This is a genomic window from Pseudomonas sp. (genome assembly GCF_036387035.1).
GTDB lineage: Bacteria > Pseudomonadota > Gammaproteobacteria > Pseudomonadales > Pseudomonadaceae > Aquipseudomonas.
In genome coordinates this window covers 1-16,372 of record NZ_DASVUM010000148.1, presented here as the reverse complement: position 1 = coordinate 16,372, position 16,372 = coordinate 1, and the positions used below count along the sequence as shown (strand labels likewise).

Below are 16,372 nucleotides of genomic sequence, written 5' to 3'. Positions count from 1 at the left end.
GCTGAAGAGTGCGTGCACGCGGCGCCCGACGATCTGGCGCGCATAGGCTTCGCCGTGGCCCACGCGATTGACGCGAGCGCGCCGGCCGTGATCGGTCTGGACAGCGAAGCGCTGGCACTGGCCGAGCGCATCGCGACGGCGATGCTGGAAGCCAAACGCCCACTGATCGTCTCCGGCGCCTCGCTGGGTTCGAACGCACTGATCGAAGCGGCGGCGAACATCGCCAAAGCCTTGAAACTGCGCGACAAGCAGGGTTCGTTGAGCTTGATCGTGCCGGAAGCCAACAGCATGGGCCTGGCCCTGTTCGGTGGCGACTCGGTTGACGCCGCGTTGCAGGCCGTGATTTCGGGCCAGGCCGACGCCATCGTCGTGCTGGAGAACGATCTGTTTACCCGCGTGGACGCTGCAACGGTCGAAGCTGCATTGAAGGCCGCCAAAGTGGTGATCGTTGCCGATCATCAGAAGACTGCGACCACTGACCGCGCGCATCTGGTCCTGCCGGCTGCAAGCTTCGCGGAAGGCGACGGTACTTTGGTCAGCCAGGAAGGCCGCGCCCAGCGCTTCTTCCAGGTGTTCGATCCGACTTATCTGGATGCGGGCATTCTGGTTCACGAAGGCTGGCGCTGGCTGCATGCCCTGCGCGCCACCCTGCTCAATCAGCCGATTGACTGGACTCAGTTGGATCACGTTACCGCCGCCTGCGCTGCGAGCAACCCGTCACTGGCCGGTATCGTCGGTGCCGCGCCGTCTGCCGCGTTCCGTATCAAAGGCTTGAAACTGGCCCGCGAACCGTTGCGTTACAGCGGCCGGACGGCCATGCGCGCCAACATCAGCGTGCACGAGCCACGCACGCCGCAGGACAAAGACACGGCATTTGCGTTCTCGATGGAAGGTTATTCGGGCTCTGCCGAACCGCGCTCCCAGGTGCCGTTTGCCTGGTCGCCGGGCTGGAACTCGCCACAGGCCTGGAACAAGTTCCAGGACGAAGTCGGTGGACACCTGCGTGCCGGCGATCCGGGCGTACGTTTGATCGAAAGCGGCGGCGACAAGCTGGGCTGGTTCGCCAGCGTGCCGCGGGCGTTCGCCCCTGCGCAAGGCACCTGGCAGGTTGTGCCGCTCCATCACTTGTTCGGCAGCGAAGAGACCTCCTCCAAAGCCGCGCCGGTTCAGGAGCGCATTCCTCAGGCTTACGTGGCATTGGCCAAGTCCGAAGCCGATCGTCTGGGTGTCAACGACGGTGCGCTGCTTAGCCTCCGCATCGCCGGTCAAACCCTGCGTCTGCCGCTGCGCATCAATGAAGAGCTGGGCGCAGGCCTGGTGGCACTGCCGTCCGGTCTGGCCGGCATTCCTCCGGCGCTGTTCGGCAAAACCGTTGACGCGCTGCAGGAGGCCGCTCTATGACCTGGTTCACTCCTGAGGTGGTCGATTCGATCATCGCGGTCGTCAAGGCCATCGTGGTGCTGCTCGCCGTGGTGGTCTGCGGCGCGCTGCTCAGCTTCGTCGAACGTCGTCTGCTGGGTTGGTGGCAGGACCGTTACGGTCCGAACCGTGTTGGCCCGTTCGGCATGTTCCAGATCGCTGCCGACATGCTGAAGATGTTCTTTAAAGAAGACTGGAACCCGCCTTTCGTCGACCGGGTGATCTTCACCTTGGCGCCGGTGGTGGCCATGAGCGCCCTGCTGATCTCGTTCTCGGTCATTCCGGTCACCCAGACCTGGGTGATCGCCGACCTGAACATCGGCCTGTTGTTCTTCTTCGCAATGGCGGGCCTGTCGGTCTATGCGGTGCTGTTCGCCGGTTGGTCATCGAACAACAAGTACGCCCTGCTGGGCAGCTTGCGTGCCTCGGCGCAAACCGTGTCGTACGAAGTGTTCCTGGGCCTGTCGCTGATGGGCATCGTGGTGCAGGTCGGTTCGTTCAACATGGGCGACATCGTCAAGTACCAGGCCGATCACCTGTGGTTCATCATCCCGCAGTTCTTCGGCTTCTGTACCTTCTTCATTGCAGGCGTCGCCGTGACTCACCGTCACCCGTTCGACCAGCCGGAAGCGGAACAGGAACTGGCCGACGGTTACCACATTGAATACGCCGGCATGAAGTGGGGCATGTTCTTCGTCGGTGAGTACATCGGCATCATTCTGATCTCGGCGCTGCTGGTGACGCTGTTCTTCGGTGGCTGGCACGGCCCGTTCGATATCCTGCCGCAACTGTCGTTCATGTGGTTTGCCCTGAAAACCGCCTTCTTCATCATGCTGTTCATCCTGTTGCGTGCTTCGATCCCTCGTCCACGTTATGACCAGGTGATGGATTTCAGCTGGAAGTTCTGCTTGCCACTGACCCTGATCAATTTGCTGGTGACCGCTGCGGTCGTCCTGGCGGCTCAGTGAGGATTTGACCCATGTTCAAATATATTGGCGACATCGTTAAGGGTACGGGTACCCAGCTGCGCAGCATGATCATGGTCTTCGGCCATGGCTTCCGTAAGCGCGACACCCTGCAATACCCGGAAGAACAGGTCTATTTGCCGCCGCGTTATCGCGGTCGCATTGTCCTGACCCGCGACCCCGACGGCGAAGAGCGCTGCGTGGCCTGCAACCTGTGCGCCGTGGCGTGCCCGGTGGGTTGCATCTCGCTGCAGAAGGCCGAGACCGATGACGGTCGTTGGTACCCGGAGTTCTTCCGCATCAATTTCTCGCGTTGCATCTTTTGCGGCATGTGTGAGGAAGCTTGCCCGACCACCGCGATCCAGCTGACACCGGATTTCGAGATGGCCGAGTTCAAACGTCAGGATCTGGTGTACGAGAAGGAAGATCTGCTGATCTCCGGCCCCGGCAAGAACCCTGATTACAACTTCTACCGCGTTGCGGGTATGGCCATCGCCGGCAAGCCGAAAGGCGATGCACAGAACGAAGCCCAGCCCATCAACGTCAAGAGCTTGCTGCCTTAAGGAAGAAAGATGGAATTCGCTTTCTATTTCGCATCCGGCATCGCTGTGGTGGCCACCCTTCGGGTGATCACCAACACGAACCCGGTGCACGCCCTGCTCTACCTGATCATTTCGCTGATCGCCGTGGCCATGACCTTCTTCAGCCTTGGCGCGCCGTTTGCCGGTGCCCTGGAAGTCATCGCTTACGCGGGTGCCATCATGGTGCTGTTCGTCTTCGTGGTGATGATGCTGAACCTGGGCCCGGCCTCGGTTCAACAAGAACGCGCCTGGCTCAAACCCGGCATCTGGCTCGGCCCGATCCTGCTGGGCGGCCTGTTGCTGGCGGAATTGCTGTACGTGCTGTTCGCCAACTCCACCGGCGCCTCCATCGGCCATACCACGGTAGACGCCAAAGCAGTCGGCATCAGCCTGTTTGGCCCGTACCTGCTGGTTGTCGAACTCGCCTCGATGCTGCTGCTTGCGGCAGCCGTGACGGCGTTCCATGTCGGCCGCAATGAGGCGAAGGAGTAAAGCCATGAACTCAGCAATCCCTCTGGAACATGGTCTGGCCGTCGCCGGCATCCTGTTCTGCCTCGGCCTGGCGGGCCTGTTGGTACGCCGCAACATTCTGTTCGTGTTGATGAGCCTGGAAGTGATGATGAACGCAGCCGCGCTGGCTTTTGTCGTAGCCGGCAGCCGCTGGGCACAGCCTGACGGCCAGATCATGTTCATTCTGGTGATCAGCCTGGCCGCCGCCGAAGCCAGTATTGGCCTGGCGATCCTGCTGCAGCTGTATCGCCGTTTCCACACTCTCGATATCGACGCTGCCAGCGAGATGCGCGGATGAACCTACTCTTTCTGACTTTCGTGTTCCCCCTGATCGGTTTCCTGCTGCTGTCGTTCTCACGCGGCAAATGGTCGGAAAACCTTTCAGCCCTGATCGGCGTCGGTTCCATTGGCTTGTCAGCCATTGTCGCCGCCTACGTGATCTGGCAATTCAACGTCTCGCCACCGGAAGGTGGTCACCTGACCATGGTGCTGTGGCGCTGGATGTCGGTCGACGGCTTCGAGCCCAACTTCGCCCTGTATGTCGATGGCCTGTCCATCACCATGCTCGGCGTGGTGGTCGGCGTCGGCTTCCTCATCCACCTGTTCGCCTCGTGGTACATGCGCGGTGAAGACGGCTATTCGCGTTTCTTCGCGTACACCAACCTGTTCATTGCCAGCATGTTGTTCCTGATCCTGGGCGACAATTTGCTGTTCATCTACTTCGGTTGGGAAGGCGTGGGCCTGTGCTCGTACCTGTTGATCGGTTTCTATTACAGCAACCGCAACAACGGCAACGCTGCACTCAAAGCCTTCATCGTGACCCGCATTGGCGACGTGTTCATGGCCATCGGCCTGTTCATTCTGTTCCAGCAACTGGGCACGCTGAACATTCAGGAGCTGCTGGTACGTGCGCCGCAGCACTTCAAGGTCGGCGACTTCTGGATCGTTCTGGCAACGCTCATGCTGCTGGGCGGTGCTGTCGGTAAATCCGCGCAACTGCCGCTGCAAACCTGGCTGGCGGATGCGATGGCCGGCCCTACTCCGGTGTCGGCACTGATCCACGCCGCAACGATGGTAACGGCGGGCGTTTACCTGATCGCCCGGACCCACGGCCTGTTCATCCTGGCGCCGGACATCCTGCATCTGGTCGGCATCGTCGGTGGCGTAACGCTGGTGCTGGCGGGTTTCGCGGCACTGGTGCAGACCGACATCAAACGTATCCTCGCCTACTCGACCATGAGCCAGATCGGCTACATGTTCCTGGCGCTGGGTGTGGGTGCATGGGACGGCGCGATCTTCCACCTGATGACCCACGCCTTCTTCAAGGCCCTGCTGTTCCTCGCGTCCGGTGCTGTGATCGTGGCCTGCCATCACGAGCAGAACATCTTCAAGATGGGCGGCCTGTGGAAAAAACTGCCATTGGCTTACGCCAGCTTCATCGTCGGCGGCGCTGCGCTGTCGGCGTTGCCGCTGCTCACGGCGGGCTTCTACTCCAAGGACGAAATCCTCTGGGAAGCCTTCGCCAGCGGCCATCAGTACTTGCTGTACGCAGGTCTGGTCGGTGCGTTCATGACCTCGCTGTACACCTTCCGCCTGATCTTCATCGCGTTCCATGGTGAAGCGAAGACCGAAGCCCACGCCGGTCACGGGATTTCCCACTGGCTGCCGCTGGGCGTGCTGATCGTGCTGTCGACCTTCATCGGCGCCTGGATTCATCCGCCACTGGCCGGCGTACTGCCGGAAAGTGCTGGCCACGCCGGCGGCGAAGCCAAGCACAGCCTGGAAATCGCCTCGGGCGCCATCGCCCTGGCCGGTATCCTGCTGGCGGCCGTGCTGTTCCTCGGCAAGCGTCGCCTGGTCACGGCCATCGCCAACAGCGGTCCGGGTCGGTTCCTGTCGGCGTGGTGGTTTGCGGCCTGGGGCTTCGACTGGGTCTATGACGTGTTGTTCGTCAAACCATACCTGGCTATCAGCCGCCTGCTGCGTGGCGACCCGCTCGACCACACAATCGGCCTGATTCCGCGTCTGGTCAAAGCCGGCAACGGCTTGATGACCCGCACCGAAACAGGTCAGCTCCGTTGGTACGCCGCTTCGATCGCCGCAGGTGCCGTACTGGTACTCGGCGCGATTGTGCTGGTCTGATGAGTCGATCTGACATGAACCTTGCGACTTTGCGAAAGGAATTGAGCCCGTCATGATTCTGCCTTGGCTAATCCTGATCCCCTTCATCGGCGGCCTGCTGTGCTGGCAAGGTGAGCGCTTCGGCCCTACCCTGCCGCGCTGGATAGCGCTGGCGACCATGTCCCTCGAGACGATTCTGGCCCTGTGGGTCTGGAGCACCGGTACGTTTACCTATGCTCCTGCTCCGGGCGTCGATCCGACCTGGGCCCTTGAATTCAAGCTGCAGTGGATCCAGCGCTTCGGCATCAGCGTGCACCTGGCGCTGGATGGCCTGTCCCTGCTGATGATTCTGCTGACCGGCCTGCTGGGTGTCCTCTCGGTACTCTGCTCGTGGAAAGAGATTCAACGTAACGTCGGCTTCTTCCACCTGAACCTGATGTGGATTCTGGGCGGCGTGGTTGGCGTGTTTCTCGCCATCGACCTGTTCATGTTCTTCTTCTTCTGGGAAATGATGCTGGTGCCGATGTACTTCCTCATCGCGCTCTGGGGTCACAGCTCGGCAGACGGCAAGAAGACACGGATCTACGCAGCGACCAAGTTCTTCATCTTCACCCAGGCCAGCGGCCTGATCATGTTGGTGGCGATCCTGGGCCTGGTGCTGGTGCACTTCAACCAGACCGGCGTGGTCACCTTCGGTTACGCGGACCTGCTAAAAACCAAACTGTCTCACGGCACCGAATACATCTTGATGCTGGGCTTCTTCATCGCTTTCGCGGTGAAACTGCCGATCGTGCCGCTGCACTCCTGGTTGCCTGATGCTCACGCTCAGGCGCCGACTGCAGGTTCCGTGGACCTGGCGGGTATCCTGCTGAAGACTGCTGCGTATGGTCTGCTGCGTTTTGCCCTGCCGCTGTTCCCGAACGCCTCGGCGGAGTTCGCGCCGATCGCCATGGTGCTCGGCCTGATCGGTATCTTCTACGGTGCGTTCCTGGCCTTCGCCCAGACCGACATCAAGCGCCTGATCGCCTTCTCAAGCGTCTCGCACATGGGCTTCGTGCTGATCGGCATCTATTCGGGCAGCCAACAGGCGCTGCAAGGCGTCGTCGTTCAGATGCTCGCTCACGGTCTGTCTGCGGCTGCGCTGTTCATCCTGAGCGGTCAGCTGTACGAGCGTCTGCACACGCGGGACATGCGGGAAATGGGCGGCCTGTGGAGCAAAATTGCTTACCTGCCAGCTATTAGCCTGTTCTTCGCCGCCGCATCGCTCGGCCTGCCAGGCACCGGTAACTTCGTCGGTGAGTTCCTGATCCTGATCGGCAGCTTTGTCAGCGCGCCGTGGATTACGGCCATCGCCACAACCGGCCTGGTGTTCGGTTCTGTCTACTCGCTGATCATGATCCACCGTGCCTATTTCGGCCCGGCCAAAACGGACGCGGTCTACAAGGGCATGGACGGTCGGGAATTGATCATGGTGCTGGGTCTGGCAGTGTTGCTGGTTCTGCTGGGTGTTTACCCACAACCGATCCTCGACACTTCCTCGGCGACCATGCATGGCGTGCAGCAATGGCTCGGCACCGCCTTCACTCAACTCGCTTCGGCCCGGTAAGAGCGCTATGGACCTGACGATTCAACACTTTATTGCGCTGGCGCCGTTGCTGATCACCAGCATCACCATTGTGGTGGTGATGCTGGGCATCGCATGGCGTCGCAATCACTCGCAATCGTTCCTGCTGACTGTAGCGGGACTCAACCTGGCTTTGCTGTCGATCTATCCGGCGCTGAAAGTGGCGCCGTTGGTGGTCACGCCTCTGCTGCAGATTGACAGCTTCGCTTGTCTCTACATGGGCATCATTCTGGTGTCGACGCTGGCGTGCGTCACCCTGGCTCACGCTTATCTGGGTGAAGGCAAGGCGGGCTATCCGGGCAACCGTGAAGAGCTTTATCTGCTGATCCTGATGGCTGCGGCCGGCGGGCTGGTGCTGGTCGCCGCGCAACACCTGGCGAGCCTGTTCATCGGTCTGGAGCTGCTGTCGGTGCCGGTGTACGGGCTGGTGGCGTATGCGTTCTTCAACAAGCGCTCACTGGAAGGCGGCATCAAGTACATGGTGCTGTCGGCGGCAGGCTCGGCGTTTCTGCTGTTCGGTATGGCGCTGCTGTACGCCGAATCCGGCAGCCTGGGCTTCAGCGAAATCGGCAAGGCCATCGCGGCCACCGGCATGCCTAGCCCGATCGCAAGCCTGGGCCTGGGCATGATGCTGGTGGGTCTGGGCTTCAAGCTGTCCCTGGTGCCTTTCCACTTGTGGACACCGGACGTGTACGAAGGCGCCCCTGCCCCGGTAGCGGCTTTCCTCGCGACGGCCAGTAAGGTCGCGGTGTTTGGAGTGCTGGTTCGCCTGTTCCAGATCTCCCCGGCGGCGACCAGTGGAGTGCTGACCGATGTCATGTCAGTCATCGCAGTGGCATCGATCATCATCGGCAACCTGCTGGCCCTCACCCAGAACAACCTAAAGCGTCTGCTGGGTTATTCGTCCATCGCGCACTTCGGTTATCTGATGATCGCCATGGTCGCAAGCAAGGGCATGGCCGTTGAGGCGATCAACGTCTACCTGGTCACGTATGTGCTGACCAGCCTGGGCGCGTTTGGCGTGGTCACGCTGATGTCCTCGCCGTACAGCGGTCGTGACGCTGATGCGATGTTCGAATACCGCGGTCTGTTCTGGCGTCGTCCGTACCTGACCGCGGTGTTGACGGTGATGATGCTGTCGCTGGCGGGTATCCCGCTGACCACGGGCTTCATCGGCAAGTTCTACATCATCGCGACAGGTGTTGAAGCGCACCTGTGGTGGCTGACCGGTACGCTGGTCGTGGGCAGCGCCATTGGCCTGTTCTACTACCTGCGCGTGATGGTGACGCTGTATCTGCAAGACTCGAAGATCCAGCGCCACGATGCCCCGTTCAACTGGGCGCAACGTGCAGGCGGCGTGATGCTGCTGGGGATTACGCTGCTGGCGTTCTTCCTCGGTGTGTATCCACAACCGCTGCTGACCCTGGTGGGCCATGCAGGTTTGTGATGGTTGAGTGATGCACAAAAAACCCTGCCTTCGAGCAGGGTTTTTTTATGGCTTTGATTTAATAGGTCTGCCTAACGGCAGACATTTCGCCTTCGGCGAGTTACTTGGAAAAGTCGAAAGTCGCACCATCCCCAAGTAACCAAGGGTGCTTGCTCTCGGTTTGGTTCCTCCTTCGTCGGAATACCCTCACTCCGGTCTTGCTCCGTGGGCCCGCGCCGAACGGACATCCATGTCCTGACGGCGCTCTCGCCGCATCCATGCGGCTCGGCCCACTGCGCAAAACCTACATTCGGCCGGCACCCAAGTCGCGATTGGTGGTGGCTGAGCTTTTTGCGTACGAAGATCAAAAGCAAATCAATGGCCGATCAACGGCTTCCCGGCTAAAGCCGGTCCTACTGACGGAATGCGGGGTTCGGTAGGACCGGCTTCAGCCGGGAAGCTGTTGATCTGATCTTCATGCGTAGGAAGTCCAGACGACGCCAATCGTGACTTGGGTGCAGGCTGAACGCAGGTCTCGCTCCGTGGGCCGAGCGGCATGGATGCCGCGAGAGCCGCCCCCCGCCATGGATGGCGGATGGTGGCGGGCCCACGGAGCGGGACCGGAGTGAAGGTATTCCGACGAAGGAGGAACCCAACCAGGAGCAGGCACCCTTGGTTACTTGGGGATGGTGCGACTTTCGACTTTTCCAAGTAACTCGCCGAAGGCGAAACAGAGGCCGTTAGGCCGACGCTCTGGATCTAGAAATACACGCTAACCGGGCAATCGAACGGTCTTCTTGTCCCCAGTAAACAACGCCCAAGTCGACATAAACAACGCCGCCACCATCGGACCGATCACAAACCCGTTCAACCCGAACACAGCCATCCCGCCCAAGGTGGAGATCAGAATCAGGTAATCGGGCATCCGCGTGTCCTTGCCCACCAGAATCGGGCGCAACACGTTATCCACCAGGCCGATCACGAACACCCCGAACAGCCCCAGCACCACGCCCTGCCAGATCATCCCGCTGAGCAGGAAATACAGCGCCACAGGCGCCCAGACAATGCCCGCCCCCACCGCCGGCAACAACGACAGAAACGCCATCATCACCGCCCACAGCAATGCGCTCGGAATGTCCAGAGCCCAGAAGATGAAGCCACCCAGCGCCCCTTGGGTCACCGCGACGACGATATTGCCTTTGACGGTGGCGCGCACAACACGGGTGAACTTCAGTTGCAGACGACGTTTCTGCGGTTCAGCCAGGGGCACCGCGATGCGGATTTTGCGGGTGAGCTCCGGCCCGTCGCGCAGAAAAAAGAACAACAGGTAGAGCATGATGAAAAAGCTGACAACGAAGTCGAACGTCCCCTGACCGAAGCTGAACGCCTGCGTGGCCAAGTAGTTACTGCCCTGCAACGCACTTTTGGCAATCTTGTCGCGCAATCCGTTGAAATCACCCATGCCCAGGCGATCAAGCCAATGCTGCACGTAAGGCGGCAGCAGCACTTTGAACTCAGCCAGGTACTTGGCAATGTCGAGCTGCCCGCTCTCCACGTTCTTGTAAAGCGTGGCCCCCTCCTGAACCATCAGCGCGGCGATCACAATCACCGGCAGGATCGCAATGATCAGGCAGATCATCAGCGTGCACAGTGAGGTGAGGTTGCGTTGCCAGCCAAATTTCGCGTGCAGGCGACGCTGCAGTGGCGCAAAGATAATCCCGAGGATCACCGCCCAGAACACCGCGCCGTAAAACGGCAGCAGTATCCAGATGAAGGCGATGGTCACCAGCACCAATAACACCAACAGGGTTTTGTTTTGCAGCGCGGTTTCGTTCATGTTCCTTCCAAGTCATAAAACCGCGTCAAGCACACGGCCTGATGCTTAGTCCGTCAATCGGTGCAGGAGTGCCGCGTCTGCACTGCGAGGAGCCGGGTGAACGCGCCTGACGAGCTCCAAGGGGGCCGAAAAACGCCCGCCACCCCCCAGTCTAGATCCGGAACTGCCGGACCAACTGACCAAGGCGCTGATTCAACTCGGTAAGGTTGCGCGAGGTGGACGCGCTGTGGCGGGTTTCATCCGCCACGCTTTCGACCGCCACCGCGATCTGGTGCACGCTGCGATTGATCTCCTCGGCCACGGCGGTCTGCTCTTCTGCGGCACTGGCAATTTGCGCGTTCATCGCATTAATGGTGCCGATCAGCTGCCCGATCGTGTCCAGCGACGCACCGGCTTCGTTAGCGCGCGCGGACGTCCCGTCGCCCGCCTCGCTCGAACGCCTCATTGCCTGGACCGCGCCCTGCGTACCTTGCTGCAAGCGATCGATCATGCCCTGAATTTCCTGGGTACTTTGCTGCGTACGACTGGCCAGCGCGCGCACCTCATCGGCCACGACCGCAAACCCGCGCCCCGCCTCACCTGCACGCGCCGCTTCAATCGCGGCATTGAGGGCCAGCAAGTTGGTTTGATCGGCAATGGACCGGATCACCCCAAGCACACCGACGATGGACGACACGTCATTCTGCAGGCTGTCCAAGGAAGTGCCGCTGTGACGGATATCGTTCACCAGGGCATGAATCTGTTGAATGCTGCCATCAACCACGCGCTTGGCCGCCTGACCTTCCGCATCGGTTTGCTGGGCTGCAACGGAAGCGCCCTGCGCGCTTTTGGCGACTTCCTGGGCAGCGGCAGACATCTGATTGATCGCCGTGGCGACCTGGTCGGTCTCGTGGCGCTGACGCTCCATGGCCTGCTCGGATCGCTGCGCCTGAGCGGTCACTTCACCTACGAGCCCCGTCAGTTGGCCGGTCATTTCGGTGATCTGCCGGACCAACCCGTGGATCTTGTCGACGAAGCGGTTGAACGACCCGGCCAGGTCGCCGAGCTCGTCTTGGGAAGTTACGGTCAGACGTTGGGTCAAATCGCCCTCGCCTGCCGCGATGTCGTCGAGGTTGGCTTTCATCAGGCGCAACGGCCGCAGAATGCCGCCCGCGATCCAGAAACCCGCCGCCGCGATGATGACCAAGACCAGCAGCGTGATGCCGATGATGGTGAAGAGCATGTTTTCCCGACGCTCGGCGACATTCTTTTGCAGCTCCAGCACCTTGGCGTCGATGTTGTCCAGATTGATCGACGACCCAAAGGCCATGTCCCATTTAGGCAAATATTCGGTGTAACCCAACTTAGGCACCAGCTCACTGGAGCCGGGCAGCGCGGAGGAGTATTCCAGGTAATGGGTACCCGCTTTCGCCACGTCCACAAGGCCGGCATTCACAAAAACGCCTTTTGGATCGCGGGCGTCCTTGAAGCTTTTGCCGATGCCGTCCGGGCTGTTGCCTTTGAACAGCCGCACCGCTTGCGAGTCATAGCCGAAGAAGTACCCGTCCTTGGCGTAATTGACTTGGGAGAGCATCTTGATGACTTGCGCACGCGCTTCCATGTCGCCCGGCGCAGAAGCGTCGTACAGCGGCTTGATGGTGCCCAGCGCAACGGCCACGTAGCTTTGCAACGTGGCCTTGGCCTCCGCGAGCAAGTGCTGTCGAGTTTCCTCGACTTCGCGCTTGCCTTGCTCGCGCAGCATGATGATGGTGCTGGCGCTGATGACTAGTGCGAACACCAATACCGGGAGCACAGCGAGCGAAAGTACCTTGGCTTTTAGATTGAGCCGCATAAGACGTCCTGACCCTTTGTTTTTGTGCGTTGCGTCGTTGGGGTTCCTTCACCGTTAACGGCGCGGCGCACAAAAAGTTGAGGTCACACCCGTCGGGGCGAGCTTTCAACGTTAGTCAGTTGAGGGCTGAGTCGTTCCGGCAGGTCAATGCGAACCTGCAGGCCGCCCAAGGGGCTGTCCAGTAACTGAATACGTCCGCCCCACGCCTCGACGATGTCCTTGACAATACCGAGGCCCAGACCATGACCGGTCACTTGCTCGTCCAGACGATTGCCCCGGCCAAGCACTTCATCGCGGTGTTGCACAGCGATCCCCGGGCCGTCGTCGTCGATGAGCAAGCAGTAGCCGTCAGCGCCTTTGGCAACGGTCAGACTGACCTGGCTGTCGGCCCACTTACAGGCGTTATCCATGACGTTGCCCAACAACTCCAGGATGTCCTCCCGGTCCCAGGGCAGGAATAGATCTGCAGCGATATTACGGCTGAGCTCAAGGTGTTCGCCGTGAATCATCCGCAATGTGGAGAACAGCCCGGGTATCTCGGCCGCGCAATCAAACCGTGCGCCGGGCAAGGCGTCGCCTGAGAGCCGCGCACGATTGAGTTCGCGCTCCAGGCGTTGCTGAATGTTCTGTAACTGATCGCGCAGGGTATCGCGCACATGGGGATGGCCTGTCAGCTTGTCACCTTCGGCCAGGCTCATCAGCACGGCCAGGGGGGTTTTCAGCGCGTGGCCGAGATTGCCGAGCGCGTTGCGTGAGCGCTTGAGACTGTCCTCGGTGTGGGCCAGCAGATGGTTGATCTGCGCCACCAATGGCTCAAGCTCGACCGGCACACGATTATCAAGTTGCGAGCGTTGCCCTTGTTGCAACTGGAAGATCTGCTCCCTCGCCCTCTCCAACGGGCGCAAAGCGCGGCGAACCGTAACGCGCTGCAATACCAGAATCAATATCAGGGCTACCAGCCCTAATCCGAGCCCGATGCGCTGGACCAGGGCGAAGCTGTCTCGTACCGGTGTGTAGTCCTGGGCGACCGTGATGGAGATGGTTTGGCCGAATTTGCGGTAGTCGGTGTGCAGCAGCAACAGCGATTGGTCGGTCTTCTCCAACGCAAGATCGGCATGCAAGCCAGGTCGCCCCGGCTGCGGCAGTTCCAGGTCCCACAACGAGCGCGAACGCCAGTGGCCGTGGTCAAAATCAATCCTGAAATAATGACCCGAGTAGGGACGCTGATAACCGGGCGAGAGCCGATGCTCATCAAGCTGCAACCCGTCGGGCCCGCGTACCAAGGCCACCAGCAGCAGCTCGCTTTCGTTGCGCAGCCCAGACTCGAGATAGCGTTGCAGGCCGACTTCAAACAGCCACAGGCTGATCTGCGCCAGGACCAGTCCGACAATCAGCAAGACGCTGATGAGGCCCAGACTCAAGCGCCGCTGTATCGACCTCACTCGCCCGTCCCGGCAAACCGATAGCCCTGGCCACGACGCGTCTCGACCACAGCGCGCCCGAGCTTGCGGCGTAAATGATTGACGTGGACCTCAATGACATTCGAATCCCGTTCGTTTTCCCCATCATAGAGATGCTCGGCCAGATGGCTTTTGGAGAGAATTTGTCCGGGATGCAGCATGAAGTAACGCAGTAGGCGAAACTCGGCAGCCGTCAGTTGGATTTCCTCGTCTCCCCGGCTCACGCACTGGCGGCCTTCGTCGAGGTGCAAGCCAGCGGATTCGAGCTTCGGTTGATTGGCCAGACCCCGGACACGGCGAAGCAGCGCCTGAATGCGCAGCTGCAGTTCTTCAGGGTGAAAGGGCTTGGTCAGATAGTCGTCGGCGCCGGCTTTCAGGCCTTCGATGCGCTCGGCCCACGAGGCCCGGGCCGTCAGGATCAATACCGGCGTGGACAGCCCGCCGGAGCGCCACTTCTGCAAGACCTCGAGCCCGGGAACGCCCGGCAGGCCAAGGTCAAGTACGATGAGGTCGTAAGGCTCAGTAGCGCCCTGATGAACAGCGTCGCGGCCGTCGGTGAGCCAGTCGATCGCGTAACCCTGCCGGCCCAGGGTACTGATCAACTCGTCTGCCAAGGGTACGTTGTCCTCAACCAATAACAAACGCATCAATCATCTTCCTTGTCTTGCAACAGATGGCTGTCACCGGCATCGAACTTGAGCTCTCGTACAACGTGATCGGCGGTCAGTAGCTCGATCTCATACACCAACACACCGTGCTTCTCCTCGAGTTCGGCTTCAAGCAGCTTGGACCCGGGGTATCGTCCCAGTGCCTGGTCGATGAACTGCTCAAGCGGCAGGATCACGCCTTTTCTGCGCAACTCCAGCACTTCATCCTGATTCAGATCGCGAGCCAGGCAAGCAACGCTCGGGGTGGCCGCACACACGGCCACCAGACAGTAAACGAAACGCTTAACGGGACGCTTACTGGAGATCATCAGGCGTCCTGATGGTCTTTGAGTATTTGCCCGCTAACGGCATCGACTTCAAAGTCCCACTCCACGCCTTGAGCATCGCGCAGCTCGATCTGGTAAACGTACTTGCCATATTCCTGTTCCAGCTCGGTGTCAGTGATGGTGGACTCGGGGTGCTTGCCCAACGCGACGGCGTTGAGTTTTTCGAAGGATTGAATAGTACCTGCATCTCGCAGTTTCAGCGCTTCATCAGGGCCGAGATCCCGCGCCTGAACAGAACCGGCTGTGATGGTGAGTGCGGCGGCGGCGATGAAAGCATTCAGCATTTTCATGGTGGATCTCCGTAAGGGTCATGTGAGTTACGGGGCCCACCATAAACGGACGAACTTAATTGAAGCTGAATTTATCTGGCTACGTGCCATTACCGTATTCAGAATCAAACGGAGAGCCGTGCGTCATCTACAGCAGCATTCGGTCTCTCCCTCACCAGCCGACAAGGTCCCGCCTGTTCCTTCATAAAGCATTACTGATAAACTCATCGCCTGCATTTATCGCGCTCGCGATCGCCCCTTATCAAGGCTCATATCACAGTGGAAATCTTCAAAGAATTTACGTTCGAGTCAGCTCACCGCCTTCCTCACGTGCCGGAAGGACACAAGTGCGGACGTTTGCACGGCCACTCCTTCCGCATAGCCATCTACCTGGAAGGCGAGCCCGACCCTCATACCGGGTGGATCCGCGATTTCTCCGAAATCAAGACGATCTTCAAACCTTTGTACGAGCGTCTGGACCACAACTACCTGAACGACATTCCCGGCCTGGAAAACCCAACCAGCGAAGTGTTGGTGAAGTGGATCTGGAAGGAGTTGAAACCGCTACTGCCAGAGCTGTCCGCCCTCCGGATACACGAAACATGCACCAGCGGGTGCGTGTACCGCGGGGACTGATCAGTGCTTGCGAATCAAACCACCCGGTCGGGTGGTTTTTTTTGGCCTATGATTCGACTTTTTTGTCGCCCAAAAACAAAACCCCATCTGCGTTAGCAGATGGGGTTTTAGAATTTAATCTTGACGATGACCTACTCTCACATGGGGAAACCCCACACTACCATCGGCGATACATCGTTTCACTGCTGAGTTCGGGATGGGATCAGGTGGTTCCAATGCTCTATGGTCGTCAAGAAATTCGGGTACTGAGTCGTGGCCAGTTGGCCTCGCTTCAGCAAATTGGGTATGTAATAGAATTTGGTGTTTGCAAGCGTCGAACTTTCGGTTCATTTCGTCTTCACACACCGCAATCTGGTCTCTCTCGAGTCGCAAATTGCTTGGGTGTTATATGGTCAAGCCTCACGGGCAATTAGTATTGGTTAGCTCAACGCCTCACAGCGCTTACACACCCAACCTATCAACGTCGTAGTCTTCGACGGCCCTTCAGGGAACTCAAGGTTCCAGTGAGATCTCATCTTGAGGCAAGTTTCCCGCTTAGATGCTTTCAGCGGTTATCTTTTCCGAACATAGCTACCCGGCAATGCCACTGGCGTGACAACCGGAACACCAGAGGTTCGTCCACTCCGGTCCTCTCGTACTAGGAGCAGCCCCTCTCAAATCTCAAACGTCCACGGCAGATAGGGACCGAACTGTCTCACG

The 16,372-nt window shown here is 59.7% G+C and carries 15 protein-coding genes and 2 rRNA genes; 9 read left to right on the top strand and 8 right to left on the bottom strand.

Annotation, left to right across the window (positions count from 1 at the left end; translation table 11 throughout):
• The 8 genes from VF672_RS14195 to nuoN form a co-directional block, all read left to right on the top strand.
• A partial coding sequence (locus VF672_RS14195; RefSeq protein WP_331105210.1) for a molybdopterin-dependent oxidoreductase occupies positions 1 to 1,401 on the top strand: 1,401 nt, incomplete at its 5' end.
• Complete coding sequence (gene nuoH, locus VF672_RS14190) at positions 1,398 to 2,387, top strand: NADH-quinone oxidoreductase subunit NuoH (RefSeq protein ID WP_331105209.1); 990 nt, start codon at positions 1,398 to 1,400, stop codon at positions 2,385 to 2,387. The genes VF672_RS14195 and nuoH, both read left to right, overlap by 4 nt.
• 11 nt (positions 2,388 to 2,398) lie before the next feature.
• Positions 2,399 to 2,947 carry an NADH-quinone oxidoreductase subunit NuoI gene (gene nuoI, locus VF672_RS14185; protein ID WP_331105208.1) on the top strand — a complete coding sequence of 183 codons (549 nt, stop codon included), beginning with the start codon at positions 2,399 to 2,401 and terminating at the stop codon, positions 2,945 to 2,947.
• A 9-nt stretch (positions 2,948 to 2,956) separates the two neighbouring features.
• Positions 2,957 to 3,457 carry an NADH-quinone oxidoreductase subunit J gene (gene nuoJ, locus VF672_RS14180; RefSeq protein WP_331105207.1) on the top strand — a complete coding sequence of 167 codons (501 nt, stop codon included), beginning with the start codon at positions 2,957 to 2,959 and terminating at the stop codon, positions 3,455 to 3,457.
• Positions 3,458 to 3,461: 4 nt separating this feature from the next.
• Positions 3,462 to 3,773 carry an NADH-quinone oxidoreductase subunit NuoK gene (gene nuoK / locus VF672_RS14175; protein WP_037008802.1) on the top strand — a complete coding sequence of 104 codons (312 nt, stop codon included), beginning with the start codon at positions 3,462 to 3,464 and terminating at the stop codon, positions 3,771 to 3,773.
• A complete protein-coding gene (nuoL, locus tag VF672_RS14170) occupies positions 3,770 to 5,617 on the top strand; it encodes an NADH-quinone oxidoreductase subunit L (protein ID WP_331105206.1) in 1,848 nt (615 codons plus the stop codon). The genes nuoK and nuoL overlap by 4 nt, the downstream gene beginning before the upstream one ends.
• Before the next feature lie 52 nt (positions 5,618 to 5,669).
• On the top strand, positions 5,670 to 7,202 hold the full coding sequence (gene nuoM / locus VF672_RS14165) for an NADH-quinone oxidoreductase subunit M (protein WP_331105205.1): 1,533 nt from the start codon (positions 5,670 to 5,672) through the stop codon (positions 7,200 to 7,202).
• A gap of 7 nt (positions 7,203 to 7,209) precedes the next feature.
• A complete protein-coding gene (gene nuoN, locus VF672_RS14160; protein ID WP_331105204.1) occupies positions 7,210 to 8,667 on the top strand; it encodes an NADH-quinone oxidoreductase subunit NuoN in 1,458 nt (485 codons plus the stop codon).
• A 751-nt stretch (positions 8,668 to 9,418) separates the two neighbouring features.
• Here the strand turns inward: nuoN and VF672_RS14155 are convergent.
• The 6 genes from VF672_RS14155 to VF672_RS14130 form a co-directional block, all read right to left on the bottom strand.
• Entirely contained in the window at positions 9,419 to 10,483 is a 1,065-nt protein-coding gene (locus tag VF672_RS14155; protein ID WP_331105203.1) for an AI-2E family transporter, read from the bottom strand.
• Between the two features lie 151 nt (positions 10,484 to 10,634).
• A complete protein-coding gene (locus VF672_RS14150) occupies positions 10,635 to 12,314 on the bottom strand; it encodes a methyl-accepting chemotaxis protein (protein ID WP_331105202.1) in 1,680 nt (559 codons plus the stop codon).
• Between the two features lie 83 nt (positions 12,315 to 12,397).
• Complete coding sequence (locus tag VF672_RS14145; protein WP_331105201.1) at positions 12,398 to 13,756, bottom strand: sensor histidine kinase; 1,359 nt, start codon at positions 13,754 to 13,756, stop codon at positions 12,398 to 12,400.
• Positions 13,753 to 14,421 (bottom strand): response regulator transcription factor, encoded by a 669-nt coding sequence (locus VF672_RS14140; RefSeq protein WP_331105200.1) that lies wholly within the window; start codon positions 14,419 to 14,421, stop codon positions 13,753 to 13,755. Before VF672_RS14140 ends, VF672_RS14145 begins: the two co-directional genes overlap by 4 nt.
• Entirely contained in the window at positions 14,421 to 14,750 is a 330-nt protein-coding gene (locus VF672_RS14135) for a PepSY domain-containing protein (RefSeq protein WP_331105199.1), read from the bottom strand. Before VF672_RS14135 ends, VF672_RS14140 begins: the two co-directional genes overlap by 1 nt.
• Positions 14,750 to 15,058, bottom strand: a complete 309-nt coding sequence (locus VF672_RS14130; RefSeq protein WP_331105198.1) for a PepSY domain-containing protein — start codon at positions 15,056 to 15,058, stop codon at positions 14,750 to 14,752. The genes VF672_RS14135 and VF672_RS14130 overlap by 1 nt, the downstream gene beginning before the upstream one ends.
• Positions 15,059 to 15,316: 258 nt before the next feature.
• Here VF672_RS14130 and queD point away from each other — a divergent pair, with 258 nt between their 5' ends.
• Entirely contained in the window at positions 15,317 to 15,673 is a 357-nt protein-coding gene (gene queD / locus VF672_RS14125; protein ID WP_331105197.1) for a 6-carboxytetrahydropterin synthase QueD, read from the top strand.
• 118 nt (positions 15,674 to 15,791) lie between these two features.
• Here the strand turns inward: queD and rrf are convergent.
• A 5S ribosomal RNA gene (gene rrf, locus VF672_RS14120) occupies positions 15,792 to 15,907 on the bottom strand.
• Between the two features lie 154 nt (positions 15,908 to 16,061).
• Positions 16,062 to 16,372: ribosomal RNA gene (locus VF672_RS14115) — 23S ribosomal RNA — on the bottom strand; the annotation flags it as partial.

Excerpts from the sequence above, each read along its gene's own strand:
- nuoH (WP_331105209.1), top strand. The coding sequence starts at position 1,398 with ATGACCTGGTTCACTCCTGAGGTGGTCGATTCGATCATCGCGGTCGTC.
- nuoI (WP_331105208.1), top strand. The coding sequence starts at position 2,399 with ATGTTCAAATATATTGGCGACATCGTTAAGGGTACGGGTACCCAGCTG.
- nuoJ (WP_331105207.1), top strand. The coding sequence starts at position 2,957 with ATGGAATTCGCTTTCTATTTCGCATCCGGCATCGCTGTGGTGGCCACC.
- nuoK (WP_037008802.1), top strand. The coding sequence starts at position 3,462 with ATGAACTCAGCAATCCCTCTGGAACATGGTCTGGCCGTCGCCGGCATC.
- nuoL (WP_331105206.1), top strand. The coding sequence starts at position 3,770 with ATGAACCTACTCTTTCTGACTTTCGTGTTCCCCCTGATCGGTTTCCTG.
- nuoM (WP_331105205.1), top strand. The coding sequence starts at position 5,670 with ATGATTCTGCCTTGGCTAATCCTGATCCCCTTCATCGGCGGCCTGCTG.
- nuoN (WP_331105204.1), top strand. The coding sequence starts at position 7,210 with ATGGACCTGACGATTCAACACTTTATTGCGCTGGCGCCGTTGCTGATC.
- VF672_RS14155 (WP_331105203.1), bottom strand. The coding sequence starts at position 10,483 with ATGAACGAAACCGCGCTGCAAAACAAAACCCTGTTGGTGTTATTGGTG.
- VF672_RS14150 (WP_331105202.1), bottom strand. The coding sequence starts at position 12,314 with ATGCGGCTCAATCTAAAAGCCAAGGTACTTTCGCTCGCTGTGCTCCCG.
- VF672_RS14140 (WP_331105200.1), bottom strand. The coding sequence starts at position 14,421 with ATGCGTTTGTTATTGGTTGAGGACAACGTACCCTTGGCAGACGAGTTG.
- VF672_RS14135 (WP_331105199.1), bottom strand. The coding sequence starts at position 14,750 with ATGATCTCCAGTAAGCGTCCCGTTAAGCGTTTCGTTTACTGTCTGGTG.
- VF672_RS14130 (WP_331105198.1), bottom strand. The coding sequence starts at position 15,058 with ATGAAAATGCTGAATGCTTTCATCGCCGCCGCCGCACTCACCATCACA.